Annotated in this window: 21 protein-coding genes; 12 read left to right on the forward strand and 9 right to left on the reverse strand. The window is 72.5% G+C overall.

Translation table 11 applies throughout. From position 1 onward, the window contains the following. Positions 1 to 16 precede the first annotated feature (16 nt). The 5 genes from ACSU6L_RS21945 to ACSU6L_RS21965 form a co-directional block, all read right to left on the reverse strand. Positions 17 to 1,627: a cation acetate symporter gene (locus ACSU6L_RS21945; RefSeq protein ID WP_437059254.1), complete on the reverse strand. Its 1,611-nt coding sequence runs from the start codon at positions 1,625 to 1,627 to the stop codon at positions 17 to 19. Next, positions 1,624 to 2,064 carry a DUF485 domain-containing protein gene (locus tag ACSU6L_RS21950; RefSeq protein ID WP_437059256.1) on the reverse strand — a complete coding sequence of 147 codons (441 nt, stop codon included), beginning with the start codon at positions 2,062 to 2,064 and terminating at the stop codon, positions 1,624 to 1,626. The genes ACSU6L_RS21945 and ACSU6L_RS21950 overlap by 4 nt, the downstream gene beginning before the upstream one ends. A 153-nt stretch (positions 2,065 to 2,217) precedes the next feature. After that, entirely contained in the window at positions 2,218 to 3,033 is an 816-nt protein-coding gene (locus ACSU6L_RS21955; protein WP_437059258.1) for a DUF3592 domain-containing protein, read from the reverse strand. An 11-nt stretch (positions 3,034 to 3,044) separates the two neighbouring features. Continuing rightward, positions 3,045 to 3,530, reverse strand: a complete 486-nt coding sequence (locus ACSU6L_RS21960) for a GNAT family N-acetyltransferase (protein WP_437059260.1) — start codon at positions 3,528 to 3,530, stop codon at positions 3,045 to 3,047. 63 nt (positions 3,531 to 3,593) lie between these two features. Next, positions 3,594 to 5,099, reverse strand: coding sequence for an MFS transporter (locus ACSU6L_RS21965; RefSeq protein WP_437065002.1), 1,506 nt, complete (start codon positions 5,097 to 5,099; stop codon positions 3,594 to 3,596). 435 nt (positions 5,100 to 5,534) lie between these two features. Here ACSU6L_RS21965 and ACSU6L_RS21970 point away from each other — a divergent pair, with 435 nt between their 5' ends. The 3 genes from ACSU6L_RS21970 (at position 5,535) to mfd (ending at position 12,712) form a co-directional block, all read left to right on the forward strand. Further along, complete coding sequence (locus ACSU6L_RS21970) at positions 5,535 to 6,323, forward strand: ABC transporter ATP-binding protein (RefSeq protein ID WP_437059262.1); 789 nt, start codon at positions 5,535 to 5,537, stop codon at positions 6,321 to 6,323. Further along, on the forward strand, positions 6,320 to 8,899 hold the full coding sequence (locus ACSU6L_RS21975) for an ABC transporter permease (RefSeq protein ID WP_437059264.1): 2,580 nt from the start codon (positions 6,320 to 6,322) through the stop codon (positions 8,897 to 8,899). The genes ACSU6L_RS21970 and ACSU6L_RS21975 overlap by 4 nt, the downstream gene beginning before the upstream one ends. 276 nt (positions 8,900 to 9,175) lie before the next feature. After that, complete coding sequence (mfd, locus tag ACSU6L_RS21980) at positions 9,176 to 12,712, forward strand: transcription-repair coupling factor (protein WP_437059266.1); 3,537 nt, start codon at positions 9,176 to 9,178, stop codon at positions 12,710 to 12,712. A 96-nt stretch (positions 12,713 to 12,808) separates the two neighbouring features. On the opposite strand, the gene ACSU6L_RS21985 is transcribed toward mfd, so the two are convergent. Continuing rightward, complete coding sequence (locus tag ACSU6L_RS21985; RefSeq protein ID WP_437059268.1) at positions 12,809 to 13,429, reverse strand: TetR/AcrR family transcriptional regulator; 621 nt, start codon at positions 13,427 to 13,429, stop codon at positions 12,809 to 12,811. A 98-nt stretch (positions 13,430 to 13,527) separates the two neighbouring features. On the opposite strand from ACSU6L_RS21985, the gene ACSU6L_RS21990 reads away from it, so the two are divergent. Then, positions 13,528 to 14,442 (forward strand): SCO6745 family protein, encoded by a 915-nt coding sequence (locus tag ACSU6L_RS21990; protein WP_437059270.1) that lies wholly within the window; start codon positions 13,528 to 13,530, stop codon positions 14,440 to 14,442. Between the two features lie 207 nt (positions 14,443 to 14,649). On the opposite strand, the gene ACSU6L_RS21995 is transcribed toward ACSU6L_RS21990, so the two are convergent. After that, on the reverse strand, positions 14,650 to 14,838 hold the full coding sequence (locus ACSU6L_RS21995) for an antitoxin (protein ID WP_073941384.1): 189 nt from the start codon (positions 14,836 to 14,838) through the stop codon (positions 14,650 to 14,652). A 135-nt stretch (positions 14,839 to 14,973) separates the two neighbouring features. Here ACSU6L_RS21995 and ACSU6L_RS22000 point away from each other — a divergent pair, with 135 nt between their 5' ends. Together ACSU6L_RS22000 and ACSU6L_RS22005 are read left to right on the forward strand one after the other, a co-directional pair. Continuing rightward, positions 14,974 to 15,693, forward strand: a complete 720-nt coding sequence (locus tag ACSU6L_RS22000) for an HNH endonuclease family protein (protein WP_437059272.1) — start codon at positions 14,974 to 14,976, stop codon at positions 15,691 to 15,693. 95 nt (positions 15,694 to 15,788) lie between these two features. Next, on the forward strand, positions 15,789 to 16,541 hold the full coding sequence (locus ACSU6L_RS22005; protein WP_437059274.1) for an N-acetyltransferase: 753 nt from the start codon (positions 15,789 to 15,791) through the stop codon (positions 16,539 to 16,541). Between the two features lie 36 nt (positions 16,542 to 16,577). Here ACSU6L_RS22005 and ACSU6L_RS22010 read toward each other — a convergent pair whose 3' ends face one another. Both ACSU6L_RS22010 and ACSU6L_RS22015 read right to left on the reverse strand, forming a co-directional pair. Further along, positions 16,578 to 17,324 (reverse strand): hypothetical protein, encoded by a 747-nt coding sequence (locus ACSU6L_RS22010; protein WP_437059276.1) that lies wholly within the window; start codon positions 17,322 to 17,324, stop codon positions 16,578 to 16,580. Between the two features lie 215 nt (positions 17,325 to 17,539). After that, positions 17,540 to 18,226 (reverse strand): hypothetical protein, encoded by a 687-nt coding sequence (locus ACSU6L_RS22015; RefSeq protein WP_437059278.1) that lies wholly within the window; start codon positions 18,224 to 18,226, stop codon positions 17,540 to 17,542. 244 nt (positions 18,227 to 18,470) lie between these two features. Here ACSU6L_RS22015 and ACSU6L_RS22020 point away from each other — a divergent pair, with 244 nt between their 5' ends. From ACSU6L_RS22020 to ACSU6L_RS22045, 6 genes are all read left to right on the forward strand, one after another. Next, positions 18,471 to 20,651, forward strand: coding sequence for an N-6 DNA methylase (locus ACSU6L_RS22020; RefSeq protein WP_437059280.1), 2,181 nt, complete (start codon positions 18,471 to 18,473; stop codon positions 20,649 to 20,651). 174 nt (positions 20,652 to 20,825) lie between these two features. Continuing rightward, the gene (locus ACSU6L_RS22025) at positions 20,826 to 21,533 is read left to right on the forward strand and encodes a hypothetical protein (RefSeq protein WP_437059282.1); all 708 of its coding nucleotides are present in this window, start codon (positions 20,826 to 20,828) and stop codon (positions 21,531 to 21,533) included. A gap of 38 nt (positions 21,534 to 21,571) precedes the next feature. Continuing rightward, positions 21,572 to 23,062 (forward strand): protein kinase domain-containing protein, encoded by a 1,491-nt coding sequence (locus ACSU6L_RS22030; protein ID WP_437065004.1) that lies wholly within the window; start codon positions 21,572 to 21,574, stop codon positions 23,060 to 23,062. Positions 23,063 to 23,206: 144 nt separating this feature from the next. After that, positions 23,207 to 23,848 carry a SurA N-terminal domain-containing protein gene (locus ACSU6L_RS22035; protein ID WP_437059284.1) on the forward strand — a complete coding sequence of 214 codons (642 nt, stop codon included), beginning with the start codon at positions 23,207 to 23,209 and terminating at the stop codon, positions 23,846 to 23,848. Between the two features lie 136 nt (positions 23,849 to 23,984). After that, the gene (locus ACSU6L_RS22040) at positions 23,985 to 24,989 is read left to right on the forward strand and encodes a nucleoside triphosphate pyrophosphohydrolase (RefSeq protein ID WP_437059286.1); all 1,005 of its coding nucleotides are present in this window, start codon (positions 23,985 to 23,987) and stop codon (positions 24,987 to 24,989) included. Then, a complete protein-coding gene (locus ACSU6L_RS22045; protein ID WP_437059288.1) occupies positions 24,986 to 26,287 on the forward strand; it encodes a cytochrome P450 family protein in 1,302 nt (433 codons plus the stop codon). Before ACSU6L_RS22040 ends, ACSU6L_RS22045 begins: the two co-directional genes overlap by 4 nt. Positions 26,288 to 26,473 lie beyond the last annotated feature (186 nt).

Consider the following 26,473-nt stretch of genomic DNA (forward strand, 5'->3'; position numbering starts at 1 on the left):
GTCCCCGTCCGCGTCGTCATTCGCTCCTTCGCACGGCGCCCGCCAGGATCCACCCCTCCACCGCCTCGTACTGCCGTCGCTGTTCCTCCGCCTTGCGCCGGCCGGAGAGCACCGTGCCCAGCCAGCCGAAGGCGAAGCCGAGGGGGACGGAGACGAGGCCGGTCGTGGTGAAGGGGAAGTAGGTGAAGTCGGCCTCGGGGAAGGCGGCGACGGGGGAGCCGGAGACCAGGCTGGTGCCGGGGGTGAGGGCGAGGACCGCGAGGGTGCCGCCGATGAGGGTGGCGAGCAGACCGGTGCGGGTGTAGCGGCGCCAGAAGAGGCTGTACACGAGGGCCGGGGCGATGGCGGAGGCGCCGAGGCTGAAGGAGAGCGTCACCAGCGGTTGCAGGCTGCGGTGCTGGACCAGCGTCGCGAGCAGGATCGCCGGGACGCCGACCGCCAGCGCGGACAGCCGGGCGAGCGTCATCTCGCGGCGCGCCGACATCTCCTGCACGCGGGCCGCGAACACGTCGTGGGCCAGGGAGTTCGCGCAGGCGAGGATCATGCCGGCGACGGAGGCGAGGACCGTCAGGAACACGGCCGTCGCGACGGTCGTGAACAGCAGCGTCTCCGCGGTGGTCACCTCGGGCCCGAGCGCCGCCCGGGAGCCCAGCAGGTAGGCGGAGTTGCCCTGCGGGTCGGCCAGCGCGATCGCCTCGCGTCCGACCAGGGCCGTCGCGCCCATTCCGACGACCGTGATGACCAGCACGAACACGGCCACGATCGACACCGCCCAGGACATCGACCGCCGCACCTGGGGGGCGCTGGAGGCGGTGTACATGCGCATGGTGACGTGCGGCAGGCACGCCCCGCCGAGGACCACGCACAGCTGGGCGCTGATCATGTCGAGGCGCGGGTGGGGGCCGTCGGCGAACTCCAGTCCCGAGTTGAGGAAGGCGGGGCCGACTCCGCTGCGTGCCGCCGCCGCGTCGAACAGGGCGGTCGGGTCCCAGTCGAACCTGTTCAGGACGAGCACGGCGACCGCGCCGCCCGAGCCGAGCAGGATCACGATCTTCAGGATCTGGATGAGGGCGGTGCCCTTCATGCCGCCGATCGCCGCGTAGGAGATCATCAGGACGCCCAGGCCGATGACGCAGGCCGTCTTCACCTCGTCGCCGGAGAAGCCAAGGATGAACGCCACCAGCTGTCCGGTGCCCGCGAGCTGCACCAGCATCAGCGGCAGCAGCGCGGCGAGCGTCACCAGGCAGGCGGTGACGCGCACGGCCCGGCCGGGCATACGGCGGGCGAAGGCGTCGCCCATCGTGAACCGGCCCGCGTTGCGCAGGGGTTCGGCGAGCAGGAACATCAGCAGCATCAGCGACAGGGCCGTGCTCAGTGCCAGGACGATGCCGTCGTGGCCGTACAGCGCGATGACCCCGCAGGTGCCCAGCACGGTCGCGGCGGAGATGTAGTCGCCCGCGATGGCCAGGCCGTTGCGCATCGGCGACAGGGAGCCGTAGCCGGTGTAGAACTCGTCGAGGTCGTCCCGGTCCGGGCCGGTCATCACGCACAGCAGCAGGGTGATGGTGGCGATGGCGGTGAACGCCACCAGGGTCATGGTCTGCGCGGATCCGCTGAGGCCGGTCATCGCGCGACCCGCCGTCTGGCGTCCAGCTCGGACTGCTTGCGGATGCGGTCGGCGAGCGGGTCGACGTAGCGCCGCGCGGTGTGCTCGTACAGGGCGATCGCCAGCCAGGTGACGGGCAGTTGGACGAGTGCCAGCAGCAGTCCGACGGGCAGTCCGTCGGTGACGTCGGAGGTCATGAACGACGGTGCGTACGCCGACAGGATCAGGAACAGGGTGAAGTACCCGAGAGCCGTGAGGGTGGCCACGCGCCGCTGCCAGCGGTAGGCGCTGCGCAGGACGCGCAGGTCGCTGTGGTGGCCGAGGGGGGCGCGCAACTGCCGGCGCGGGCCGGCGGGCTCGGGCTGCGGAGCGACCGGCTGCCAGGGATACGTGGGGTACGCGGGCGAGGCGCCGCCCGAGCGGTGCGGGTACGGCGGTGGGAATGGGTCGGAGGACATCCCGGTGCTCCTTGCGTGGCTGGGGTGCGGGGCGGACCGCAGGGAGTGGGGGGTGAGCGGGGGCGTGGTGCGGGGACGCACGCTACTCGGCGCACCGGGAGTGCGCGACGGTTTCGACAAACTGAGTGGTCGGTATGCGCTTGCTGTGTCCGTTCACCACGAGATGAGCGCCATGAGGGCCCCCAGAACGGCACCCGTGCCGAGCACGCCGAGGAAGAGACCGGCGCCCAGGTGCGCGATCGCGCGTCCGCCGCGCACCCGTGCCGGGTCCTGCGGGTCGTAGGTGACGTCGACCCGAGGATTCGCGCGGCGGGTCAGCACGCTCACCGAGGACTCCTGGGTCCTGGTCACACCGGTGACCGTGGTGAACCGGTAGACGGGGTACTTGGCCTGCTGCTTGCGGGAGGTGATGTAGTCGACGATCTCGCCCGGCACGGTCACCCCGCGCCGCCGCAGGATCCACGGGTCGCGCAGGAAGAACCGCCATGCCACGGCCAGCAGCCCGGACCCGAGAGGGGCGGTGAACGCGGCGGTGAGGACGAGGGCCCGCTGGGCGGGCTCCCGCGCGGTGACCGCCGCCACCACGATCACCGTCAGCCAGCCCGCCACCAGCGCCGTCACGCGGGACGCGCGCGTGGACAGTCGCGGCGGTTCGACCGGGCGCGTGCGGGCGGTGATCAGCGCCTGCCCGTCCGCCACCGGCGTGACCCCGGCCAGTGCCCGCTCCAGCGCCTCGGTGAACGCCCGCACCGCGGACGTGTTGCCGCTGCGCACGGTGAACGCCGCGCCGGGCCCGCCGCCGCTGATCCGCAGCCCGACGGACCGCTCGTCCTCGCCCTGCTCGACGGCCTCGACGGCCCGCAGCGGTATCTCCACGACCCCGCGCCCGCGCACCACCCGCACCGTCCCGCCCTCCAGCCGGAAAGTGCCCCCACGCCCCTTGAGCACGACCTGCCTCTCCCACCCCATGACGGCGGATCCTAGAGCAGGGGTTCGCGCCGGTAGCGGATTCCGGGGCGGCCGTCGACGCTCGGATTCCCCACCACGGTGAAGCCGTTGCGTTCGAGTACGGTCCTGGAGGCGGCGTTGTCCAGCGTGGTGACCGCCGTGAGCGCGCGCAGTCCGTACGTCGCGGCGGCCGTCCGGCACACCAGCCGGACCGCCGCCGTGGCGACGCCCCGGCCCGCGGCGCGTTCCCCCACGCGGTAGCCGAGTTCGGCCGAGCCGTCCTCGACGTCGACGAGGTTGATCCGGCCGACCAGGTGGCCGTCCTCGTCCAGCACGACGTGGAAGTGGCACACCCCGGCGTCCTGTTCGGCGAGCAGCGCGCGGTGCCGGTCGGGGAACTCGGCGAAGTAGGCGTCCCCGCGATCGGGAATCGTGCGGGCGAAGTACCGCCGGTTCTCGCGCTCGAAGGCCAGCAGCCCGTCCGCGTGGTCGGCCCGCAGCCGCTCCAAGGTCACCATCCGCCCAGAGTATGACCGCGCGTCACCCCGGGGCCTCTGCTTTTCGTGGTGCCTCGGTCCTCCTCAGTTCTCCGCGAGGACGGGGAACCGGCGCGGTGCCAGCACCAGCAGCACCAGGAACGCGAGCGCCGCCGCGCCCGCCGCGCCCAGGTACACGGCGTGCACCGCGTCCGCGATCGCCCGCCTGGTCGTCTCCGACGCGGCGCCGGTGTCCAGCCCGCGGGCGACGGAGTCGAGGTCGCCGACGCCGCCCAGCCGCGCGGCGAGCACCCCGTTGGCGATGGCGCCGAAGACGGCGGCGCCGATCGTCTGGCCGGTCTGGCGGCAGAACAGCACCGACGCGGTGGTGGTGCCGCGTTCCGCCCAGCCGACCGTCGACTGGACGCCGACGATCAGCGGCAGCTGGAACAGGCCCAGGGCGGCACCCAGGAGCAGCATCAGCAGCGTGGGCTGCCAGGCCTCGCCCGGGTACGGCAGGAACGGGAACGCGAACAGGAACAGCGCGGCCGTGCCGATGCCCAGCATGGCCGTGTTGCGGAAGCCGATCCGGCGGTACACGTGCTGGCTGAACGCCGCCGACACCGGCCAGCTGAGCGTCCACACGGAGAGCACGAAGCCGGCGGCGACGGGGGCGAGGCCGAGCACCGACTGGGCGTACATCGGGAGGAACACCGTGGGGGCCACCATCAGCAGGCCCAGGGCGCCCAGAGCCAGGTTGACGGCGGCGATCGTACGGCGCCGCCACACCCACCCGGGGATGATCGGCTCGGCCGCCCGGCGCTCCACCAGCACCACGACCACCAGCAGCGCCAGGCCGGTGCCCAGCAGCGCCAGCGACGGCGCCGACAGCCACGGCCAGGCGACCCCGCCCTGCACCAGCGCGGTGAGCAGCACCCCGCCGCAGGCGAACACCGCGAGGGCGCCCGCCCAGTCGACACGCGCGCGTGGAGCCCCGTTCTCCCGTACGGGCTCGTGCAGGTGGCGGACGATCAGCCAGAGCGCGAGTCCGCCGACGGGCAGGTTGACGAGGAAGATCCACCGCCAGTCGGCGTAGGTGGCGAGCAGTCCGCCCACGCCGGGGCCCGCGACCGCGGACACCGCCCACACGGTGGACAGCTTGGACTGGATCTTCGGGCGTTCCTCCAGCGGGTACAGGTCGGCGGCGAGGGTCTGCACCGTGCCCTGGAGGGCGCCGCCGCCCAGGCCCTGCACGACGCGGAAGGCGATGAGCGCGGCCATGCTCCAGGCGAGCGCGCACAGCAGGGAACCCAGCAGGAAGACGGACGCGCCGACGATCAGCACGGGCTTGCGGCCGAAGGTGTCGGACAGCTTGCCGTAGACCGGCAGGGTGACGGTGACGGCGAGCAGGTACCCGGAGAACAGCCAGGAGAAGACGGAGAAGCCGCCGAGGTCGCCGACGATCTGCGGGACGGCGGTGGAGACGACGGTGGAGTCCAGCGCGGCGAGCGCCATGGAGAGCATCAGCGCGGCGACGACCGCGCCGCGTCCGCGCGTGCCCCGCGACCGGCCGGCGGCGGCCTCGCGCGTGCCGGTGCCGCCCTGGCTCACCGGCTCGGTGTTTCCCTGGCCCACGGGATTCCTTCCCCTTGCACCTATCTGCCGGAGGACAGCTTGGCACTTGCGCCTGACGTAGCGGGAGAGCGCAGGGTGGGTGGTCCGAAGGATGGACGACGACCCCGAGGCGGAGTCCGTCTGCCGGGGGAGAGCCCCTAGGGGTTCCTCCATGGAACTGTTCGGGGAGGCTTCGTCCCAGCGGAGGACGAGGAGGGGCGGGACCGTCCTTAACCTGGCTTTACGCCGCTGAGGGCGCCGTCGGTACCGGCGTACCGCAGCTTCGGGGGTGGGGTTTTCCCCCGTAGAGGACGGGGCTGAGCACCATCGATCCGGACCCCCTCCTGCCGCGAGACTCATCCGCGTAACCACTTCGTACGAGTCCCACCGGCTCGGTGCGAACCACTAGTTGACCGACATAGGAGACATACCGTGACATCGGCTGTGACCATTCCCAGGCACGGGGGCACTGGAGGGCGTACGGCCGTTGCCGCGCGGGCGCGGCAGGTCGTCAAGGCCTATGGGTCCGGGGAGACCCGCGTCGTCGCCCTCGACCATGTCGACGTGGACATCGCCCGGGGCCAGTTCACTGCGATCATGGGCCCCTCGGGGTCCGGCAAGTCCACCCTGATGCACTGCCTCGCCGGCCTCGACACCGTGACGGCCGGTCAGATCCACCTGGACGAGACCGAGATCACCGGTCTGAAGGACAAGAAGCTCACCCAGTTGCGGCGGGACCGGATCGGGTTCATCTTCCAGGCGTTCAACCTGCTGCCGACGCTGAACGCGATCGAGAACATCACGCTCCCCATGGACATCGCCGGCCGCAAGCCCGACAAGGAGTGGCTCGCGCGGGTGGTGGACACCGTCGGCCTCGCCGGGCGGCTCAAGCACCGGCCGACCCAGCTGTCCGGCGGTCAGCAGCAGCGCGTGGCCGTGGCCCGGGCGCTGGCCGCGCGGCCCGAGATCATCTTCGGTGACGAGCCGACCGGAAACCTCGACTCCCGCGCGGGCGCCGAAGTCCTCGGCTTCCTGCGCCGCTCGGTGGACGACCTGGGCCAGACCATCGTGATGGTCACGCACGACCCGGTGGCCGCCTCGTACGCCGACCGCGTGCTCTACCTCGCCGACGGCCGGATCGTCGACGAGATGTACAACCCCACCGCCGAGCAGGTCCTGGACCGCATGAAGGACTTCGACGCCCGGGGGCGTACGTCATGACCGTGCTGAAGACCTCGATGCGCAACTTCTTCGCGCACAAGGGCCGTATGGCGCTGTCGGCCGTGGCGGTGCTGCTGTCCGTGGCGTTCGTGTGCGGCACGCTGGTGTTCACGGACACCATGAACACCACGTTCGACAAGCTGTTCGCCGCCACCGCCTCCGACGTCACGGTCAGCGCCAAGAGCTCCTCGGACACCGGCGAGACCACCTCCCGGACCGGCAAGCCGCCCGTGATGCCCGCCTCCGTCCTCGACGACGTACGGGGCGCGCAGGGCGTGAAGTCGGCGGAGGGGACCGTCTTCTCGACCTCGGTGACCGTCGTCGACGGCGGCAAGGACAGCCTTTCGCCGTCCAGCGGGGCGCCGACCATCGTCGGCAACTGGAACACCAACGACGCCCGCACCATGGAGATCACCTCCGGCGCGGCCCCCGAGGGCGCCGACCAGATCATGGTCGACGCGGACACCGCCGACAGGCACGGCCTGAGGCTCGGTGACGAGATCGGCGTCATCACGGCCGTCGGCACGCACCACGCGAAGATCTCCGGCATCGCCGACTTCAGCGTCACCAACCCCGGTGCCGCGCTCTTCTACCTGGACACCGAGACCGCCCAGCAGACCCTCGTCGGCGAGAGCGGCGTCTACACCAACGTCAACGTCACCGCCGCGAGCGGTGTCACCGACGCACAGCTGAAGAAGAACGTCACGGCCGCGCTCGACGGCGGCTACAAGGTGCAGACGGCCAAGGAGGTCGCCGACGCCAACGCCGAGCAGGTCGGCGACTTCATGGGCGTCATGAAGTACGCGATGCTCGGCTTCGCCGGGATCGCCTTCCTCGTCGGCATCTTCCTGATCATCAACACCTTCTCCATGCTGGTCGCCCAGCGCACCCGCGAGATCGGCCTGATGCGGGCCATCGGCTCCAGCCGCAAGCAGGTCAACCGGTCCGTGCTGGTCGAGGCACTGCTGCTCGGCGTGGTCGGCTCGGTGCTCGGCGTCGCCGCCGGCGTGGGACTGGCGATCGGGCTCATGAAGCTCATGGGCCAGATGGGCATGGAACTGTCCACCGACGACCTGACGATCGCCTGGACGACCCCCGCGCTCGGCCTGGTCCTCGGCGTCGTCGTCACGATCCTCGCCGCCTACCTCCCGGCCCGCCGCGCGGGCAAGGTCTCCCCGATGGCCGCGCTGCGCGACGCGGGCGCCCCGGCCGACGCCAGGGCCGGTGCCGTACGGGCCGTGATCGGCCTGCTGCTGACCGGCGCGGGCGGCTACGCCCTCTACCTGGCGGGCTCCGCCGACAAGGCGAGCGACGGGTCGCTGTGGCTCGGCGTCGGCGTGGTGGCCTCGCTGATCGGGTTCGTGGTCGTCGGACCGCTGCTCGCCAGTGGTGTCGTGCGGGTGCTGAGCGTCGTCCTGCTGCGGGCCTTCGGCCCGGTCGGGCGCATGGCCGAACGCAACGCCCTGCGCAACCCGCGCCGGACCGGCGCCACGGGGGCCGCGCTGATGATCGGGCTCGCGCTGGTGGCGTGCCTGTCGGTGGTCGGCTCCTCCATGGTGGCCTCCGCCACCGACCAGCTCGACAAGACCGTCGGCACCGACTTCATCGTCCAGAACGACCAGGGCCAGCTGATCACGCCGCAGGCCGTGCAGGCGGTGAAGGACACCCGGGGGCTGGAGCGGGTCACCGAGTACAAGCTGCTCGACGTCACACTGACCACGCCCGACGGGAAGACGTCCAAGGGCGAGACGATCAACGCGGCCGACGCGTCGTACGCCGAGGACCTGCGCACCGAGACGGTCGCCGGCAGCCTCGCCGACGCCTACCGGCCCGACTCGATGTCCGTCTTCGAGGGCTTCGCGAAGGAGCACGGGCTCAAGGTCGGCTCCAAGGTCGAGGTCGACTTCAGAGACGGCGGCACGGCGGCCCTCACGGTCCGCGCGATCACCAGTGACGACGTGGTGATCGACAAGGGCGCGATGTACGCGTCGATCGCCACGGCCGCCAAGCACATCCCGGCCGACCGGATGCCGCTCGACTCGCTCGTCTTCGCCTCGGCGAAGGACGGACAGGAGGACGCCGCCTACGCGGCCCTGAAGACCGCGCTGGACGACTACCCGCAGTACACCGTCCGCGACCAGACGGACTACAAGGAGGCGCTGCAGGACCAGATCGGGCAGCTCCTGAACATGATCTACGGCCTGCTGGGCCTCGCGATCATCGTCGCGATCCTGGGCGTGGTGAACACCCTGGCGCTGTCGGTGGTCGAGCGGACCCGGGAGATCGGCCTGATGCGGGCCATCGGCCTCTCCCGCCGCCAGCTGCGCCGGATGATCCGCCTGGAGTCGGTCGTGATCGCCCTGTTCGGCGCGCTGCTCGGTCTCGGGCTGGGGATGGGCTGGGGCGCCACCGCCCAGCAGCTGCTCGCCCTGGAGGGCCTGAAGGTCCTCGACATCCCGTGGCCGACGATCGGCGGGGTGTTCCTCGGCTCGGCCTTCGTGGGCCTGTTCGCCGCGCTGGTCCCGGCGTTCCGCGCGGGCCGGATGAACGTCCTGAACGCCATCGCCACCGACTAGCCCTCGCGTACGGGGGTCGCGGGGCGGAGCCCGGTGCCGGGGAGCGGTCGCTCTCCGGCACCGGGTGTTTCGTCGTGCGGATGTTCCAGGGCACCGGGGGTGGCCGGGGAGGGCGTGCGTGCGGCGGGCCTCGTTCGGGCGGCGGCGCCGTCCACAGGGGAGCGCGTTGTCCACAGGCCCCGCGGCGGTCGCCGCACCGTCGTACGCTGGAGACCCCCCGGCCGTATCACGCGTCGGGCCATTCGCGTTGCCCATCACCGGACGGAAAGCCCATCCATGAGCCTGCACGGTCTGCTCGACGCCGTCGTCAAGGACGCCGCCCTAGCCGAAGCGATCAAGGCTGCCGCGGACGGCAACCGGATGCACGTCGACCTGGTCGGCCCCCCGGCGGCCCGCCCCTTCGCGATCGCCGCCCTGGCCCGCGAGTCCGGCCGCCCCGTGCTCGCGGTCACGGCCACCGGCCGCGAGGCCGAGGACCTGGCCGCGGCCCTGCGCACGCTGCTGCCGCCCGACGGCGTGGCGGAGTACCCCTCCTGGGAGACCCTGCCGCACGAGCGGCTCTCCCCGCGCAGCGACACCGTCGGCCGCCGCCTCGCGGTGCTGCGCCGCCTGGCCCACCCCAGCCCCGACGACCCGGAGACCGGCCCGGTGTCCGTCGTCGTCGCGCCCGTGCGGTCCGTGCTGCAGCCGCAGGTCAAGGGCCTCGGCGACCTGGAGCCGGTGGCCCTGAGGACGGGGCAGACTGCCGACCTGAACGACGTCGTGGAAGCCCTCGCCGCCGCCGCGTACGCGCGCGTGGAGCTGGTCGAGAAGCGCGGCGAGTTCGCCGTGCGCGGCGGCATCCTCGACGTGTTCCCGCCCACCGAGGAACACCCCCTGCGCATCGAGTTCTGGGGCGACGACGTCGAGGAGATCCGCTACTTCAAGGTCGCCGACCAGCGCTCCCTGGAGGTCGCCGAGCACGGCCTGTGGGCGCCGCCGTGCCGCGAGCTGCTGCTGACGGACCAGGTGCGGGAGCGGGCCGCCGCTCTCGCCGAGCAGCACCCCGAGCTGGGCGAACTCCTCGGCAAGATCGCCGAGGGCATCGCCGTCGAGGGCATGGAGTCGCTGGCCCCGGTCCTCGTCGACGACATGGAGCTGCTGATCGACGTGCTGCCCGAGGGCGCCATGGCCGTCGTCTGCGACCCGGAGCGGGTCCGCACGCGCGCGTCGGACCTCGTCGCCACCTCCCAGGAGTTCCTCCAGGCCTCCTGGGCGGCCACCGCCGGCGGCGGCGAGGCCCCCATCGACGTCGGCGCGGCCTCCCTGTGGTCCATCGCCGACGTCCGCGACCGCGCGCGCGAGCTGGACATGATGTGGTGGTCGGTGTCGCCGTTCGCCGCGGACGACGCCCTGGAGGACGCCGACACCCTCAAGCTCGGCATGCACGCCCCGGAGACCTACCGCGGGGACACCGCCAGGGCCCTCGCCGACACCAAGGGCTGGCTCGCCGACGGCTGGCGCACCGTCTACGTCACCGAGGGCCACGGCCCCGCCGCGCGGACCGCCGAGGTGCTGGGCGGCGAGGGCATCGCGGCCCGGCTGGAGACCGACCTCGGTGAGATCTCCCCGTCGGTCGTGCACGTGGCATGCGGCTCGATCGACAACGGCTTCGTCGACCCGGCGCTCAAGCTGGCCGTGCTCACCGAGACCGACCTGTCCGGGCAGAAGGCGGCCGGCCGGGACGGCGCCCGCATGCCCGCGCGGCGCCGCAAGACGATCGACCCGCTCACCCTGGAGCCGGGCGACTACATCGTCCACGAGCAGCACGGCGTCGGCCGGTACATCGAGATGGTGCAGCGCACCGTGCAGGGCGCCACCCGCGAGTACCTGGTGGTGGAGTACGCCCCCGCCAAGCGCGGCCAGCCCGGCGACCGGCTGTACATCCCGACCGACCAGCTGGAGCAGATCACCAAGTACGTCGGCGGCGAGGCCCCCACCCTGCACCGGCTGGGCGGCGCCGACTGGACCAAGACCAAGGCGCGCGCCAAGAAGGCGGTCAAGGAGATCGCCGCCGACCTGATCAAGCTCTACAGCGCCCGCATGGCCGCCCCCGGCCACACCTTCGCGCCGGACACGCCGTGGCAGCGCGAGTTGGAGGACGCCTTCCCCTACGCGGAGACCCCCGACCAGCTCACCACCATCGCCGAGGTCAAGGAGGACATGGAGAAGTCGGTCCCCATGGACCGCCTGATCTGCGGCGACGTCGGCTACGGCAAGACGGAGATCGCCGTCCGCGCCGCCTTCAAGGCCGTCCAGGACGGCAAGCAGGTCGCGGTGCTCGTGCCGACGACGCTGCTGGTGCAGCAGCACTTCGGCACGTTCAGCGAGCGGTACGCGCAGTTCCCCGTGAACGTGAAGGCGCTGTCCCGCTTCCAGACGGACACCGAGGCGAAGGCGGTCCTGGAGGGACTGCGCGAGGGTTCGGTGGACGTCGTCATCGGCACCCACCGGCTGTTCTCCTCCGAGACCAAGTTCAAGGACCTCGGCCTGGTCATCGTCGACGAGGAGCAGCGCTTCGGCGTCGAGCACAAGGAGCAGCTGAAGAAGCTGCGCGCCAACGTGGACGTGCTGACGATGTCGGCGACGCCGATCCCGCGCACCCTGGAGATGGCCGTGACCGGCATCCGCGAGATGTCGACGATCACGACCCCGCCGGAGGAGCGGCACCCCGTGCTCACCTTCGTCGGCCCGTACGAGGAGAAGCAGATCGGCGCGGCCATCCGCCGCGAGCTGCTGCGCGAGGGCCAGGTCTTCTACATCCACAACCGGGTCGAGTCGATCGACCGCGCGGCGGCCCGGCTGCGGGACATCGTGCCCGAGGCGCGCATCGCCACCGCGCACGGTCAGATGTCGGAGTCGGCGCTCGAGCAGGTCGTCGTCGACTTCTGGGAGAAGAAGTTCGACGTGCTGGTGTCGACGACGATCGTCGAGTCCGGCATCGACATCTCCAACGCCAACACCCTGATCGTGGAGCGCGGCGACACCTTCGGTCTCTCCCAGCTGCACCAGCTGCGCGGCCGGGTCGGCCGTGGCCGCGAGCGCGGCTACGCGTACTTCCTGTACCCGCCGGAGAAGCCGCTGACGGAGACCGCGCACGAGCGGCTGGCGACCATCGCCCAGCACACCGAGATGGGCGCGGGCATGTACGTGGCGATGAAGGACCTGGAGATCCGCGGCGCGGGCAACCTGCTCGGCGGCGAGCAGTCCGGTCACATCGCGGGCGTCGGCTTCGACCTGTACGTGCGCATGGTCGGCGAGGCCGTGGCCGACTACCGGCGGCAGCTGGAGACCGGGGAGATCGAGGAGGAGGCACCGCTCGAGGTCAAGATCGAGCTGCCCGTCGACGCCCACGTCCCGCACGACTACGCGCCGGGCGAGCGGCTGCGCCTCCAGGCGTACCGCGCCATCGCCTCCGCCAACACGGAGGAGGACATCAAGGCCGTACGGGAGGAACTCGTCGACCGCTACGGCAAGCTGCCGGAGCCGGTGGAGAACCTGCTGCTGGTGGCCGGGCTGCGGATGCTCGCCCGCGCGTGCGGTGTCGGCGAGATCGTCCTGCAGGGCACCAACATCCGCTTCGCGCCGGTCGAGTTGCGGGAGTCGCAGGAGCTGCGGCTCAAGCGGCTGTATCCGGGCACGGTCATCAAGTCCGCGGCGCACCAGGTGCTGGTGCCGCGGCCGAAGACCGCGAAGGTCGGCGGGAAGCCGCTGGTCGGGCGGGAGTTGCTGGCCTGGGTCGGGGAGTTCCTGACGTCGGTGCTGGGGTCGTAGCGGCTTCTCGCGGTCGCCGGGACGGGGCGGCGTGAGGCGAAGTCACTTCCGTCCCGTCCCGGGCCGCGCCCGCGGCACATCGATGAGGTCGTCTCGTCAGGGGGCGCGGAACAGCATTGCCGCCAGCGTGCGGAACACCTCCTCGGGGTCCCGGTCGCCCACCGGGCCGTCCAGGTTGTGGCCGAGGAGCAGCGTGGCGAACCCGTGCGCCAGGGACCAGGCGGCGACGCCGGCGAGCCGGGCGTCGTCGCCGCGGTGCTCGGGCCGTACACCGGAGACGGCCTCGCGCAGGGCGTCCCCGGCCAGGGTGCGGGCGGTGGTCAGCTCCAGGTCCTCGGCGCGCAGCAGGTCCGGCGCGAACATCACCTGGAAGTGGGCGGGGTGCTCGCGGGCGAAGCGCACATAGCGCACACCCGCGTCCTTGAGGTCGCCCGCCTCCCGGATCGCCGTCGCGAGCAGGCCGAACCCCTCGGCCGCGATGGCCGTGAGCAGCCCTGTGCGGTCCTTGAAGTGGTGGGCCGGCGCGGCGTGCGAGACACCGGCCCGGCGGGCGAGATCACGCAGGCTCAGCGCGGACGGGCCGTCGGTGGCGATGACGTCCAGCGCGGCGGTGAGGATGGCGCGGCGCAGGTCGCCGTGATGGTAGGGGCGGCGGCGGGAGGCCGGTGCGCCGTCCGTGCTCTCGTGGCCGGCGGCGGGCTGCTGTGCGGGGCTCATGGGATGCAGCGTACTCCGATCTAGGCATTGACAAGTTCTGGGTGGCCCGGCAATCTAGACAGTGTCAAGTTATGCGAGGGTGTGACGGGGGTCGTGTCATGTCGCAGTACGTGGATGAGGTGGGCGCCGAGGGTGTCGGTGGCGCCGAGGTGATCGAGCCGGGGCGGGCGCGTCAGCTCTGGCATCTGCTGGAGCCGCTGCACGCGGTGCTCTACTACTCGCCGGAGGCCTTCGAGGAGGCGGCGGCGCTCGGCTTCGACACGCGGGAGCGCTGGCCGAGCTACTTCCCCTTCCGCGCCGCGCCCTTGGGGCCGGTCGGCGGCCGGGCGGTGGCCTCCGCCTTCTACAGCTTCGCGCCCGCCACGGTCGCCGAGCACATCGACCCCGCGTGGCGGGTCGCGAGCCCGGCGGACGTGCTGGCGGCGAGGTGGCGCGCGGTCGACCGGACGTACCGCGCGCTGTTCGGTGACCGCCTCGACGGCCAGGACCTGACGGAGGCAGCCGCCCTCGCCCGGCGCGCGGCCGAGGCGGCGAACACCGCGGGCCGCCCGCTGGCCGCGGCCAACGCCGCGCTGGCCTGGCCCGAGGAGCCCCACCTCCAGCTCTGGCACGCGGCGACGATCCTGCGCGAGCACCGCGGCGACGGCCATGTCGCGGCCCTCCTGGTGGCCGGGCTCGACCCCGTCGAGGCCCTGGTCTCCTTCGCCGCGATCGGCGCCGCGCCCGTCGAGCGCTTCGCCGGCCGGGGCTGGAGCGAGCAGGAGTGGTCGTCCGCGCGTGACCGCCTGGCCGCCCGTGGCCTGGTCGACGAGAAGGGGGCGGCCACCGACGCGGGCCGCGAACTGCGCGACCGCGTGGAACGGCACACCGACCAACTGGCCGCCGCCCCCTGGCGGTCCCTGGGTGAAGCGGGCGTCGAGCGCCTCTCCGGACTGCTCGGCGACTACTGGGTCGGCGTCCTGGCATCCGGCTTGCTGCCGTCGGAGAACACCCTGGGGATAGGCAAGGTGTGACGTGGGCGGGGGTGTGACGGCGGACAAGGCGTGACGGGGGGCGACGTCTGAAGTCGGGCTGGCGCCAAGGCGCGCAGGGCCCGGGTTCACGGAAACCGCCCGCGAGGGCGGGCCTTCGCGGGCGGTTCTGGTCCAGGTGGTGTTCCAGCGGGCTGCCGCCGGGTGGTCGCCCCGCAGCCGGCCGGTGTCCTCCGACGGTCCGATGGTCTACTGCTGCTGATCGGGCCTGTCGCGGTCCATGCCGAGCTGGCCCTCGATGCGCTGCTGGGCCTGGTCGACCTGACCTTCGTACTTGTCGCCCGTCCTCTCGTTGACCTTGCGCTCGGCCGCGTCGGACGCCTGCTTGGCCTTGTCCCGCGATGCCTGATGGCTCTTGAACCTGTCGAAGATGCCCATACAGAGCTACTCCTTCCGGCTATGACTCAAAACCGACGATACGCCCGGCATGTCGCGTATGCCGAGTCGGGCCCCGGTGTGGTCTGAACCTGTGGGCGGCTACCGTGGCACCAGGCTCGACGGAAGGGGCGCGCGGTGAGGCGTCTTGGGGGTGGCACGGCGGCCGTCGCCGTGGGCGTACTGCTGGGAACCCTGACCGGCTGCACCGGCTCGACCCCGGGAGCCGGCGGACCGCAGGAGACAGCCGGCGGCGGACCGGCCCTCGCGGCCGTGGAGTCCCTGCCCGTCAAGGGCCGCGCACCCCGGACCGGCTACGACCGGGACCGCTTCGGCAGCCCCTGGGCGGACACCGACTCCAATGACTGCGACACCCGCGACGACATCCTCCAGCGGGACCTCACCGACGTCCGGTTCCGCGAGGGACACTGCGAGGTGGCCTCCGGCACGCTGGACCCCGACCCCTATACCGGCAAGGACGTCACCTTCGTACGGGGCCGCAGCCAGGTCGACATAGACCATGTCGTCGCCCTGTCCGACGCCTGGCAGAAGGGCGCGGGCACATGGGAACCCAGCAAGCGCATCGCCTTCGCCAACGACCCGCTCAACCTCCTCGCCGTGCACGCGGGCACCAACCGTGCCAAGGGAGACGGCGACACGGCGACCTGGCTGCCGCCGAACAAGGCCTACCGGTGCACGTATGTCGCCGTGCAGGTCGCCGTGAAGAAGAAGTACGGGCTGTGGGTGACCTCCGCGGAGCGGGCCGCGATGCGACGCGTGCTCTCCCGCTGCCCGGACCAGGAACTGCCCTCGGGCGGCAACCCGACGAAGGCGCCGCCGCGGTTCCACGCGGACTGAGCGTCGGGCTGCGTGTCGGGCCGGACGCCGGGCTGTGCGCCGGGCTGTGCGGAAATCCGGTTTCCGGTGCCCGCCGGGCCGCCTACGGTGACCCCATGGCCCCCACCGACTGGAAGATATCGAGCCTGGCCGAGCGTCCCGACATGCTGGAGCGGGTCTACGGAATGGCGGACAGCTGGCCGGAGTTCGTGCTCCAGGACCCGGTGGGGTGGGCCCACTTCCCGCGGATAGCCGCCGAACTGCCGCAGTACGTGCTGTTCGCCGAGGACGAGCGGGGCGAGGTCGTCGCGAACGCGTACAGCGTGCCGTTCGCCCTCGACGCCGCCGGCCGCGGCGAACTCCCCGCGCGCGGCTGGGACGCGGTCCTCCTGTGGGCCTTCTCCGACCTGCGGCGCGGGGTCCGTACCGACACCGTCAGCGCGATCTCCGTCTCCGTCGCCCCGCACGCCCAGGGCCTCGGCCTGTCCGGCCGGATGCTCACCGCCATGCGGGACAACGCCCGCGCCCTCGGCTTCCGCGAGGTCGTCGCCCCCGTACGCCCCAACGCCAAGCACCTGGAACCCCGTACGCCGATGGACGAGTACGTCCGCCGGGTGCGCCCCGACGGGCTTCCGCACGACCCCTGGATGCGCGTCCACGTCCGGGCCGGCGCCGTCGTCCACTCCGTGGCACCGGCCTCGATGACCGTCTCCGGGTCGCTGGAGCAGTGGCGGGAGTGGACCGGGCTGCCGTTCGACACCGCGGGCGACGTGGAGGTGCCCGGCGCGCTGGTGCCGGTGCGGTGCGAGCCGGAGCGGGGGTACGCCGTGTACGTCGAGCCCAACGTGTGGATGCGGCACCCCCTGTAGGGGCCTGTGCGTGAGGCCCCTGCAGGGGGTGGCGGCTCAGCCGGCGAGCTCGTCCAGGTCCAGGATGTCGCCGCTGGGCTTCTTCGCCGGGACCGGCTTCCCGAAGTCGCTGAGGGTCAGCGTGGTGCGGTCGCCGGCGTTGGTGTTGTCCATGCGCAGCAGGTACGGCTTGCCCTCGGTGGCCACGTACAGCTTGTAGCGGTCCTTGCCGTCCTTCTCGTGCAGGACGATCGCCGGGGTGCCGTCGACGGTGGTGGTCTTGCCGCGGGTCGCGTCCGAGTTCACGTCCTCGGCGCCGCCGAGCACCTCGTCCAGATCGCAGAAGCTCGCGATGTCCTCGGCGTCCGCGCCCTCCGCGGCCATCTTGGTCCACTTCCCGGCCAGCAGGTCCACCGCCGCGTCGGTCTCCTCCTCGGGCTGACCCTCGCTGTCGGCGCGCAGGAACGCCTCGTCGTAGCGCACGTAGATGGTGTCGCCGGTCCGGATCAGATCAGCCTTGCCGCCGCCGGCGCCGAGCGTTCCGGCGCACTCGCCCTTCTTGTTCAGGGCCATGTCGAAGGTCATCGCGCCGCCCGACTCGTCCGCGGGGATGTCACCCTTCAGGCGCAGCGACGAGGCCTCGGTCGTGGCCTTCACGGCCCGGTCGGCGATCTCTCCGCCGGTCAGTCCGGCGAACGGCCCCTTCGGCTTGTCGTCCGCCTTGTCCTCGCCCGGCAGACAGCCGGTGAGGCCGACGGTGGTCGCGGCGGCGAGGCAGAGAGCGGCAAGGGCGGTACGGCGCATGGGAGTTCCTCGGGGGGTGAGCTGTGGGGGTTGTTCGGTGCGTTGCGGTGGAGCGGATGCGGATGCGGATGCGGATGATGCGATCCGGCTGACGCGATGGGGCTGATGCGATGCGGGTGATGCCGCATGGGGTGGCCGCGCGGGAGGGCAGGCGTGTCGGCCGCGCCCCGCGCGGCGGCCGGCCCGGGTGGCCGACCGCCCGGTGAGCCGTCGGCTCAGCCGGCCTTCTTCCAGTCCTGGCAGCCGGACGTCTTGAAGTAGGCGTCCGAGGCGCTGATCGTGACGACCGCCGAGCCGGACACGTTGTTGTTCGCGATGATCGAGTCGAGCGAGTGCTCGGAGTCCTTGGTCCGCTCCCAGTAGCACATGTCGTCGGTGTTGCCGGTCGACTTGTAGGTGCCCGGAACGATGTCCACGCCGACTCTGTACATGCCGCCGCTGCCGGCCATCTTGTCGGCGGGGGAGCCGCCCTTGGCCTTGGTGTCGACGGCCTCCCAGTCGTTGCAGCCGCTCGACGTGAAGAGCTTGTCGGTGGCCTTGATGGTGACGTAGCTGGTGCCGCTGACGTTGTCGTTGGCCAGCAGGGACTCCATCTCGCCCGAGGCGTCCTTGGCACGCTCCCAGTAGCACATGTCGTCGGTGTTGCCGGTGGTGCGGTAGGTGCCGGGCTTGATGTCGGAGCCGACCTGGAAGTCGCCGTCCCCCTCGAAGGCGACCTTCTTCTCGGCGGCGGCCTCGGCACCGGAGTCCTTGGCGGTGCCCGGCTTCTGGCCGGCGGACGCCGAAGAGCCCTTGTCGCCGCCCTTGGTGCCGCCGTCGTCGCCGCCGCCGTTCGCCGACACGGCGCCGATGACGACGACACCCACGACGGCACCCAGCGCGACCTTCGTCTTCATGCCCATGACTGTTCCCTCCCCGACGTGTCGACTGCCTCGGTCCGGCAGTCGTTCGTTCGCTGGGTCAATAAGAGCACGGCCTGTGAACCGAGTCAACACGGTTCACGGAATGGTCTGGGTACACGGCCGTGAATCGAGGGATCTTGCGTGCGTCGGTATGCTCGACGCACACACAGCAAGGCGCCACACACGGGAACGCCAGACGGCGCGCCGGCGGCGCAGCCACAAACGCGGCGAGGGGAGCGGGCGGGTGCAGGACAACGCGACAGAGGTGACCGCCGCCGGAATCGCCCGGCTCGCCGGCGTCGGCCGGGCCGCCGTGAGCAACTGGCGGCGACGGCACGCCGACTTCCCCAAGCCGGTCGGCGGCACGGAGACCAGCCCCTCCTTCGCCCTCGCCGAGGTCGAGGCCTGGCTGCGCCACCAGGGAAAACTCGCCGAAGTCCCGCTCCGGGAACGCGTCTGGCAGCAACTCGCCGGGCATCTGGAGGGACCCGTCACCGCGCTCACGCACGCCGGGTCCGTGCTGCTGCTCATCCACGACCGGCCGACGGTGTGGCTGGAGCTGAGCGCCGGGTCCGACGAACGGCTCGCGGCGATGCTGCCCGCGGCGCTGGAGCAGGTGATCAAGCCGCGATTCGGTGGAGCGGCCCGAGCACGACGGCCCGGACATGTGAATGCCGGAGCGTCTGTGGCCACTCCTCCGTCAGTTCACACGCCGCCGTCAGTTCACACGCCACTCTCTGTTCACACGCCGTCCACCGGTGACCGGCCCGGTGACCCGTCGAAGACTGTGAACAGCGCGTTCGCCGTCCACGTGCCCAGCGGCCCCGAACTCCTCCCCTCCGCCCCCCTGCTGCGCGGCGCCGCCGAGCTGGCCGCCGAGATGGGCGCCCGGCAGACGTTCGAGTTCCTGCTCGGGCGGCACCTGGACGCCAACCCGCGCCAGTACACGCTCACCCCCGCCGAACTGGCCCGCCTCATGGCCGACCTCGCCGGCCCCGCCCGCACCGTCCTCGACCCGGCCTGCGGCACCGGCGCCCTGCTGCGCGCCGTCCCCGCCCGGCCCGACCAGGAGCTGTACGCCCAGGACAGCGCGGCCGACCTCGCCGCGCTCACCGCCTTCCGGCTCGCCCTGCACACCCCGGCCGCCGTGCGTGCGGCCGACGGCGACAGCCTGCGCGCGGACGCCCACTCCGCGCTGCGCGCCGACGTCGTCCTGTGCCACCCGCCGTTCAACGAGCGCAACTGGGGCCACGACGAACTGGCCTACGACCCGCGCTGGGAGTACGGCTTCCCGGCCCGCACCGAGTCCGAGCTGGCCTGGGTGCAGCACGCGCTGGCCCGGCTGCGGGACGGCGGCACGGCCGTGCTGCTGATGCCGCCCGCCGCCGCCTCCCGCCGCTCCGGCCGCCGTATCCGCGCCGACCTGCTGCGCCGCGGCGCGCTGCGGGCCGTCGTCGCGCTGCCGGTCGGCGCGGCACCGCCGTACAACATCCCCCTGCACGTGTGGGTGCTCCGCCGCCCCGACAAGACGCCCGCGCAGCCGGAGGTGCTGCTCGCGGACGCCGGGCAGTTCGCCACGGAGGGGCGGGGCGGGCCCGACTGGCAGGCCGTGCGGGACGCCGTCCTCGACGCCTGGCGCGCCTTCGACCGCGCGGGCACCCTGGCGGAACGGCCGGGTCTGGCGCGTTCCGTGCCGGTCATCGAACTCCTCGACGACGACGTGGACTTCTCCCCGGCCCGCCACCTCCCGCCGCCCGCGGCGGCCGACGGCGCCGAACAGCTCACGGACGTGCGTACCCGCCTCGGCGAGACCCTGCGGCTGACCACCGAGCTCACCCCGCCCCCGGCGCGTTCCGCCGAGCCCGCGCGCTGGCCGCTCACCACCGTCGGCGAACTCGCGCGCGGTGGCGCCCTGGTGATGCGGACCGGCGGAAACGGCGGGCACACGCGCGTGCCCGTCCTCACCGACCACGACGTCCTCGCCGGAACGGCACCCTCCGGGAGCCTGCCCGAGAGCGAGGACGAGGCGGTACTGACGGAGCCTGGTGACGTCGTCGTGCCGGTGCTCGGCGGCGGTGCGGTGGCGCGCGTCATCGACGACGCGACGGGGGGCGCCGCCCTGGGGCGCAACCTCGTGCTGCTGCGCCCCGACCCCACGGCACTGGACCCCTGGTTCCTCGCCGGCTTCCTGCGCGGCACCGCCAACAACCGCCAGGCCAGCAGCTACGCCTCCACCGCCACCCGCCTCGACGTGCGCCGGCTGCAACTGCCCCGGCTCCCGCTCGAGGAACAGCGGCGCTACGGCGCCCGCTTCCGCGCACTCGACGAGTTCGAGCGGGCGCTTCGCCACGCGAGCCGGCTCGGGGAGCAACTCGTGCGCGGAATGTACGACGGCCTGACGGACGGCACGGTCACACCGGACTGAGGACACGGGCCCCCGAACGCGGACCGCGACGGAAGTGATCAGCACGACAACGGTTCGGTACAACCCAGGACCGGTTGTCCGTGTCGGCCTATACGCTCGAAGCGACCATCGCGCGACCGGCGTTGCCGGCGCCGGCGGGCGCCGTACGTCCCACCTCAGGCATCAGGAGCAGTCATGCATGGCCACGGCTACGTGCAGCCGGTGAAGCAGCCGCCTCCCACGGCGTGGCTTGTCGTCCTGCGTGTGCTCTTCGTGGTGATCTCCATCCTCAGCCTCGGCTTCCTGACCTGGACGATGCTGCTGCGCCTGGCGATCGTCACGCGCAGGTCGCTGGACTGGGGACTGTTCGTGGCCGTCCTGGCCGTCGACATCCTCGCCATGGTGCTGCTGGGGACCGAACCCGGGGAGGAGATCCACACCGCGGGCGGCTGGACCGGCCTCGGGCTGCTGCTGGGCACGCTCGTGATCGTCATCGCGTACTACCTCGCCGCGGACGTACGCCACTTCCACCAGCTCCGCTACGGCGCGTACGGCCCGCAGCCCGCGTACGGCTACCCGCAGCCCCCGGCGCCGTACGCCACGGGCACGGCCACCACCCTCCCGCAGACGCCGCCGATGGCGCGGACGCCGCAGACCCCGGCAGCGCCCCCCGCACCGGTCGCGCCCGCCGCACCGGTCGCGCCGCAGCCGCAGCAGGCTCCCGGCGTCGCGCAGGCCCACACCCCGCCCCCGGCGCCCGGCACCGGCGTGCCCGTGTCCCCGGCGCACACCCCGCCGCCGCAGCGCCCCGCGCCGGCCCGCATCGACCAGGTGCGTGCCGAACTCGACGAACTCAGCGACTACCTGCGCAGGCAGGACGGCGATCACGAGGGCGGACGGTGACCGTGGCGACAGGACGCGTCGTCGCCGGCCGGTACGAACTGGCCACCCTCATCGGGCAGGGCGGCATGGGCCAGGTCTGGACGGCCTACGACCGGCGGCTGGACCGGCGCGTGGCAGTGAAGCTGCTGCGCCCCGACAAGGTGGCCGGCCAGGAGGCCGACGAGCTGCGCCGCCGCTTCGTGCGCGAGTGCCGGGTGACCGCGCAGGTCGACCACCCCGGCCTGGTGACCGTGCACGACGCGGGGAGCGAGGGCGAGGAACTGTTCCTCGTCATGCAGTACGTCGACGGCGCCGACCTCTCCGACCACCTCGCCGAGCACGACCCGTACCCGTGGCAGTGGGCGGTGGCGGTCGCCGCGCAGCTGTGCGCCGTGCTGAGCGCCGTGCACGCCGTGCCGATCGTGCACCGCGACCTCAAGCCGCGCAACGTGATGGTCAAGCAGGACGGCACGGTCACCGTCCTCGACCTCGGTGTCGCGTCCGTCATGGACACCGACACCACGCGGCTGACGCACACCGGCTCCCCGATCGGCTCGCCCGCCTACATGGCACCCGAACAGGCCATGGGCGGCGCGGTCGGCCCGTACACCGACCTGTACGCACTCGGCGTCCTGCTGCACGAACTGCTCAGCGGAGACGTGCCCTTCGTGGGCTCGACGGCGCTCGGCGTGCTGCACCGGCACCTGTACGAGCCGCCGCTGCCCGTGCGCCGCATCCGGCCCGAGGTGCCCGAGGCGCTGGAGACCCTGGTCCTGCGCCTGCTCGCCAAGGACCCGCAGCACCGGCCGGCGTCCGCGCAGGAGGTGTACGAGGAGCTGGCGCTGCTGCTGCCCGCGCGGGGCACGCCCACCGGGGCGCCCCTCGACCCCACGCGCCCCTTCGTGCGCCCCCACGCCCCGTGGCCGGACCGCCCGCGGACGCCCGCGCCCCAGCCCGCCCCCGTCGCACCGGTCCCCAGCGTCGCCGAGAAACCCGATGTCGCGAGCGCCGTCGACGAGGTCAAGCGGCTGCTCGGCGAGGGCCGCATCACGCAGGCCGTCGACATCCTCGGGGCGATCCTGCCCGCCGCCGCCGAACAGCACGGCGAGCACTCCCCGGTCGTGCGCACCCTGCGCAAGCAGTACGCCGCGACGCTCATGGACGACGGCCAGTACCGGCGCGCGCTGCCCGAACTGCGCCGCCTCGCCGACGAGCGCGCCGCCGAGGCCGGCCAGGCCGACCCGCAGTCGCTGCGCTTCCGGTACGACGCCGCGCAGTGCCTGGAACAGCTCGGCGAACCCGCGGCGGCGCTCGCCGAGTACCGGGCGCTGCTGCCGTACTACGAGAACCAGTACGTCTCCGGCGACCCCGAGCTCGCCCACGACGTCCGCCGCCGCATCGGCCACCTCCTGCTCGCCCTCGGCGACCGCACCGCCGCCCACGACACCCTCGTACGGCTGCTGCACGACGTGGAACGGACCGGCGGCCCCGGTCATCCGCTGGCGGCGGAGGTACGGCGGACCCTCCAGTGGCTGGGGCAGGTGCGCTGACCCCCTGAGCGCCGCGCGGGCGCGGCGGTGCCCGAAGTGGCGGTGAATCGTTGGTCGAATGGGTTGGCCAGAGCCGGTCCCCTGCCTACCATCGATCACCGCAAGACTTTGTGCACCGTCGCACAATCTCCTCGGGAGGTTTCCTTGCACCGCCGCCGTCGCACCGCGCTCCTGCTGTCCGCCGCGATCGCCGCGGCGCCCCTCCTCACCGCCTGCGGAAACGATGCGCGTCCCGGCGCGGCGGCCGTGGTCGGCGATCAGCGGATCACCGTCGCGCAGCTGGAGAACCGGGTCGACGAGGTCCGCTCGGCCCAGCGGGCCGCGGTCACCGACGACGCGCAGTACGCGCAGGCCATCGCCAAGTCCGGCAGCCTCACCCGCGACACCCTGCACGGCATGGTCCTCGACCGGGTGCTGCACCGCGCCGCCCAGGACGCCGGCATCACCGTGACCCGCAAGGAGATCCAGGAGATGCGGTCCGGTCTGGAGCAGCAGGTCGGCGGGTCGAGGGCGCTGCAGACGGCATGGCTCCAGCAGTACAGCGTGGCGCCGGAGCGCCTGGACGAGAACCTGCGCCTGCAGCTGGAGGCGCAGAAGCTCGCCGCGAAGCTCGGCACCGACACCAGCCAGCCGGCCTTCTGGGAGGCCCTGTCCAAGGCCTCCGCCGACCTGGACGTCTCCGTCAACCCGCGCTACGGCAGCTGGGACGTGGAGAAGAGCAGCCGCGTCGACGCCGGGACGCCGTGGGTGCGGGAGGTCACGGCCCAGCCGCAGCAGCCGGCGTGACGCGTTCCGCGGCCTGAGCGCCCAGAGGGAGCAGAAGGAGCAGAAGGAACGGTACGGCGCGGCGCCGGTCCGATGATCACACCGTGCCTGTGGACAACCGCGGAGGCATGTCGGCGCCGTGGGTTACGTTCGGATCGTGAACGGAACCAGCTTCGAAGGCGCCCAGGACCCGGTCGGCCCCCACCCCGGCCGCGTCGTCCTGCTCACCACCAGCCACCGCGTCGCCCCCGGCCTGCTCTCCTGGCCCGCCTGGCAGGCCCTGCACACCGCCGACCGCGTGCTGTGCGCGGACGGGGCGCACCCGCAGCTGCCCTATCTGCGGGAGGCGGGCATAGCGGTCGACGAGGCCGCGCCGACCGCCGAGGAACTGGTCGACGCCTGCGCCGGCGGACACACCGTGGTCGTCGTCGCCACCGGCGAGGGCGAGCCGGCCCTGACGGACGGGCTCGCGCGGCTCGCCGGCTCCGGCCGGGTGCGGATGCCCGAGCTGGAGCTGCTGCCCGCCTCCTACGACCTGCCGGGCGCCCGGCTCCTCGACCTCGTGCAGGTCATGGACCGCATCCGCGCCGAGTGCCCGTGGTCGTCCCGGCAGACCCACAAGGGGCTGGCCAAGTACGGCATCGAGGAGGCGTACGAACTCGTCGAGGCGATCGAGGACGGCGACCGCGACGAGCTCCGCGAGGAACTGGGCGACGTCCTCCTGCAGGTCGTCTTCCACGCCCGGATCGCCGAGGAGGACATCGAGGAGCCCTTCTCCATCGACGACGTGGCCGGCGGCATCGTCGCCAAGCTGATCCACCGGCACCCGCACGTCTTCGGGGACGCGCAGGCCGCCACGCCGGAGGAGGTCAAGGAGCACTGGCTGCGCACCAAGGCCCAGGAGAAGCAGCGGGCCTCCGTGACCGAGGGCATCCCCCTGCACCAGCCCGGCCTCGCCCTCGCCGCGAAGCTGGCGTCCCGCGCCCGGACGGCGGGACTGGACGTCCCCCTGCCGGCCACCGAGGGCATCGGCTACGAACTCCTCGCCATGGCGGCGCGAGCCGAGGCCGAGGGCACCGACCCGGAGGCGGCCCTGCGCGCGGCGGCCCGCGCGTACCGGGACGCGATCAGGGCCTACGAGGCAGGGGAGCCGACGACGTGACCGGCCGGCCCCACCCCGCGACGCCCGCTCCGGCGCCCGCTCCCGCGTCTCCTCCCGCGCCGGAACTCTTCACCTGGGAGTTCGCCACCGACCCCTACCCCGCCTACGCCTGGCTCCGCGAGCACGCCCCCGTGCACCGGACCCGGCTGCCCAGCGGGGTGGAGGCCTGGCTGGTCACCCGGTACGCCGACGCCAGGCAGGCGCTGGCCGACCAGCGGCTGTCGAAGAACCCGGCGCATCACGACGAACCCGCGCACGCCAAGGGCAAGACAGGCATCCCGGGGGAGCGCAAGGCGGAGCTGATGACGCATCTGCTCAACATCGACCCGCCGGACCACACCCGGCTGCGCCGACTCGTCTCCAAGGCGTTCACACCCCGGCGTGTGGCCGAGTTCGCGCCGCGCGTGCGGGAGCTGACCGATCGTCTCATCGACGGCTTCGCCCGCGAGGGCTCCGCCGACCTCATCCACGAGTTCGCCTTCCCGCTGCCCATCTACGCCATCTGCGACATGCTGGGCGTGCCGCGCGAGGACCAGGACGACTTCCGGGACTGGGCGGGCATGATGATCCGCCACGGTGGCGGCCCGCGCGGCGGGGTCGCGCGTTCGGTGAAGAAGATGCGCGGCTATCTCGCCGACCTCATCCACCGCAAGCGGGCGGCGCTGCCCGCCGAGCCCGCGCCCGGCGAGGACCTGATCTCCGCTCTCATCCGGGCCTCCGACCACGGCGAGCACCTGACCGAGAACGAGGCCGCGGCGATGGCGTTCATCCTGCTGTTCGCCGGTTTCGAGACCACGGTCAACCTGATCGGCAACGGCACCTACGCCCTGCTCACCCACCCCGAGCAGCGCTCCCGCCTCCAGCAGTCCCTCGCGGCGGGCGACCACGCCCTGCTGGAGACCGGCGTGGAGGAACTCCTGCGCTACGACGGCCCCGTGGAGCTGGCCACCTGGCGCTTCGCGACCCGGCCGCTCACCATCGGCGGACAGGACATCGCCCCCGGCGACCCGGTCCTCGTCGTCCTCGCCGCCGCCGACCGCGACCCGGCCCGGTTCACCGACCCCGACACGCTCGATCTCGCCCGCCGCGACAACCAGCACCTCGGGTACGGCCACGGCATCCACTACTGCCTGGGCGCCCCGCTCGCCCGGCTGGAGGGCCAGACCGCGCTCGCCACCCTCCTCACCCGCCTCCCGGACCTCCGCCTCGCCGCGGACCCCGCGGACCTGCGCTGGCGCGGCGGCCTCATCATGCGCGGACTGCGCACGCTGCCGGTGGAGTTCACGCCGGAGGCCTGACAGCCGACCCCGTTTGGCCGGTGCCGCCCGACTTGTGACGGCCGGACGGCAACTCCGTGCACCTCATGTCACGGCTACTTCGCGTGCCCGTCACAAACATGACACTCCTTCGCCTCTGTGATCTACACGTGATCTACGCGGCATTAACTTGTGACAAGTGATCGTCTGCCTATACGTTCACCCATC

It is taken from the genome of Streptomyces sp. enrichment culture, assembly GCF_964272855.1.
Lineage (GTDB): Bacteria > Actinomycetota > Actinomycetes > Streptomycetales > Streptomycetaceae > Streptomyces.

What these genes read in the sequence shown, in the direction of transcription:
- ACSU6L_RS21985 (WP_437059268.1), bottom strand. Translation starts at nt 13,429, where the DNA reads ATGAGCCCCGCACAGCAGCCCGCCGCCGGCCACGAGAGCACGGACGGC.
- ACSU6L_RS22010 (WP_437059276.1), bottom strand. Translation starts at nt 17,324, where the DNA reads ATGCGCCGTACCGCCCTTGCCGCTCTCTGCCTCGCCGCCGCGACCACC.
- ACSU6L_RS21995 (WP_073941384.1), bottom strand. Translation starts at nt 14,838, where the DNA reads ATGGGCATCTTCGACAGGTTCAAGAGCCATCAGGCATCGCGGGACAAG.
- ACSU6L_RS21955 (WP_437059258.1), bottom strand. Translation starts at nt 3,033, where the DNA reads ATGGGGTGGGAGAGGCAGGTCGTGCTCAAGGGGCGTGGGGGCACTTTC.
- ACSU6L_RS22005 (WP_437059274.1), top strand. Translation starts at nt 15,789, where the DNA reads ATGGCCCCCACCGACTGGAAGATATCGAGCCTGGCCGAGCGTCCCGAC.
- ACSU6L_RS21990 (WP_437059270.1), top strand. Translation starts at nt 13,528, where the DNA reads ATGTCGCAGTACGTGGATGAGGTGGGCGCCGAGGGTGTCGGTGGCGCC.
- ACSU6L_RS22015 (WP_437059278.1), bottom strand. Translation starts at nt 18,226, where the DNA reads ATGGGCATGAAGACGAAGGTCGCGCTGGGTGCCGTCGTGGGTGTCGTC.
- ACSU6L_RS21945 (WP_437059254.1), bottom strand. Translation starts at nt 1,627, where the DNA reads ATGACCGGCCTCAGCGGATCCGCGCAGACCATGACCCTGGTGGCGTTC.
- ACSU6L_RS21960 (WP_437059260.1), bottom strand. Translation starts at nt 3,530, where the DNA reads ATGGTGACCTTGGAGCGGCTGCGGGCCGACCACGCGGACGGGCTGCTG.
- ACSU6L_RS21950 (WP_437059256.1), bottom strand. Translation starts at nt 2,064, where the DNA reads ATGTCCTCCGACCCATTCCCACCGCCGTACCCGCACCGCTCGGGCGGC.
- ACSU6L_RS21975 (WP_437059264.1), top strand. Translation starts at nt 6,320, where the DNA reads ATGACCGTGCTGAAGACCTCGATGCGCAACTTCTTCGCGCACAAGGGC.
- mfd (WP_437059266.1), top strand. Translation starts at nt 9,176, where the DNA reads ATGAGCCTGCACGGTCTGCTCGACGCCGTCGTCAAGGACGCCGCCCTA.
- ACSU6L_RS22025 (WP_437059282.1), top strand. Translation starts at nt 20,826, where the DNA reads ATGCATGGCCACGGCTACGTGCAGCCGGTGAAGCAGCCGCCTCCCACG.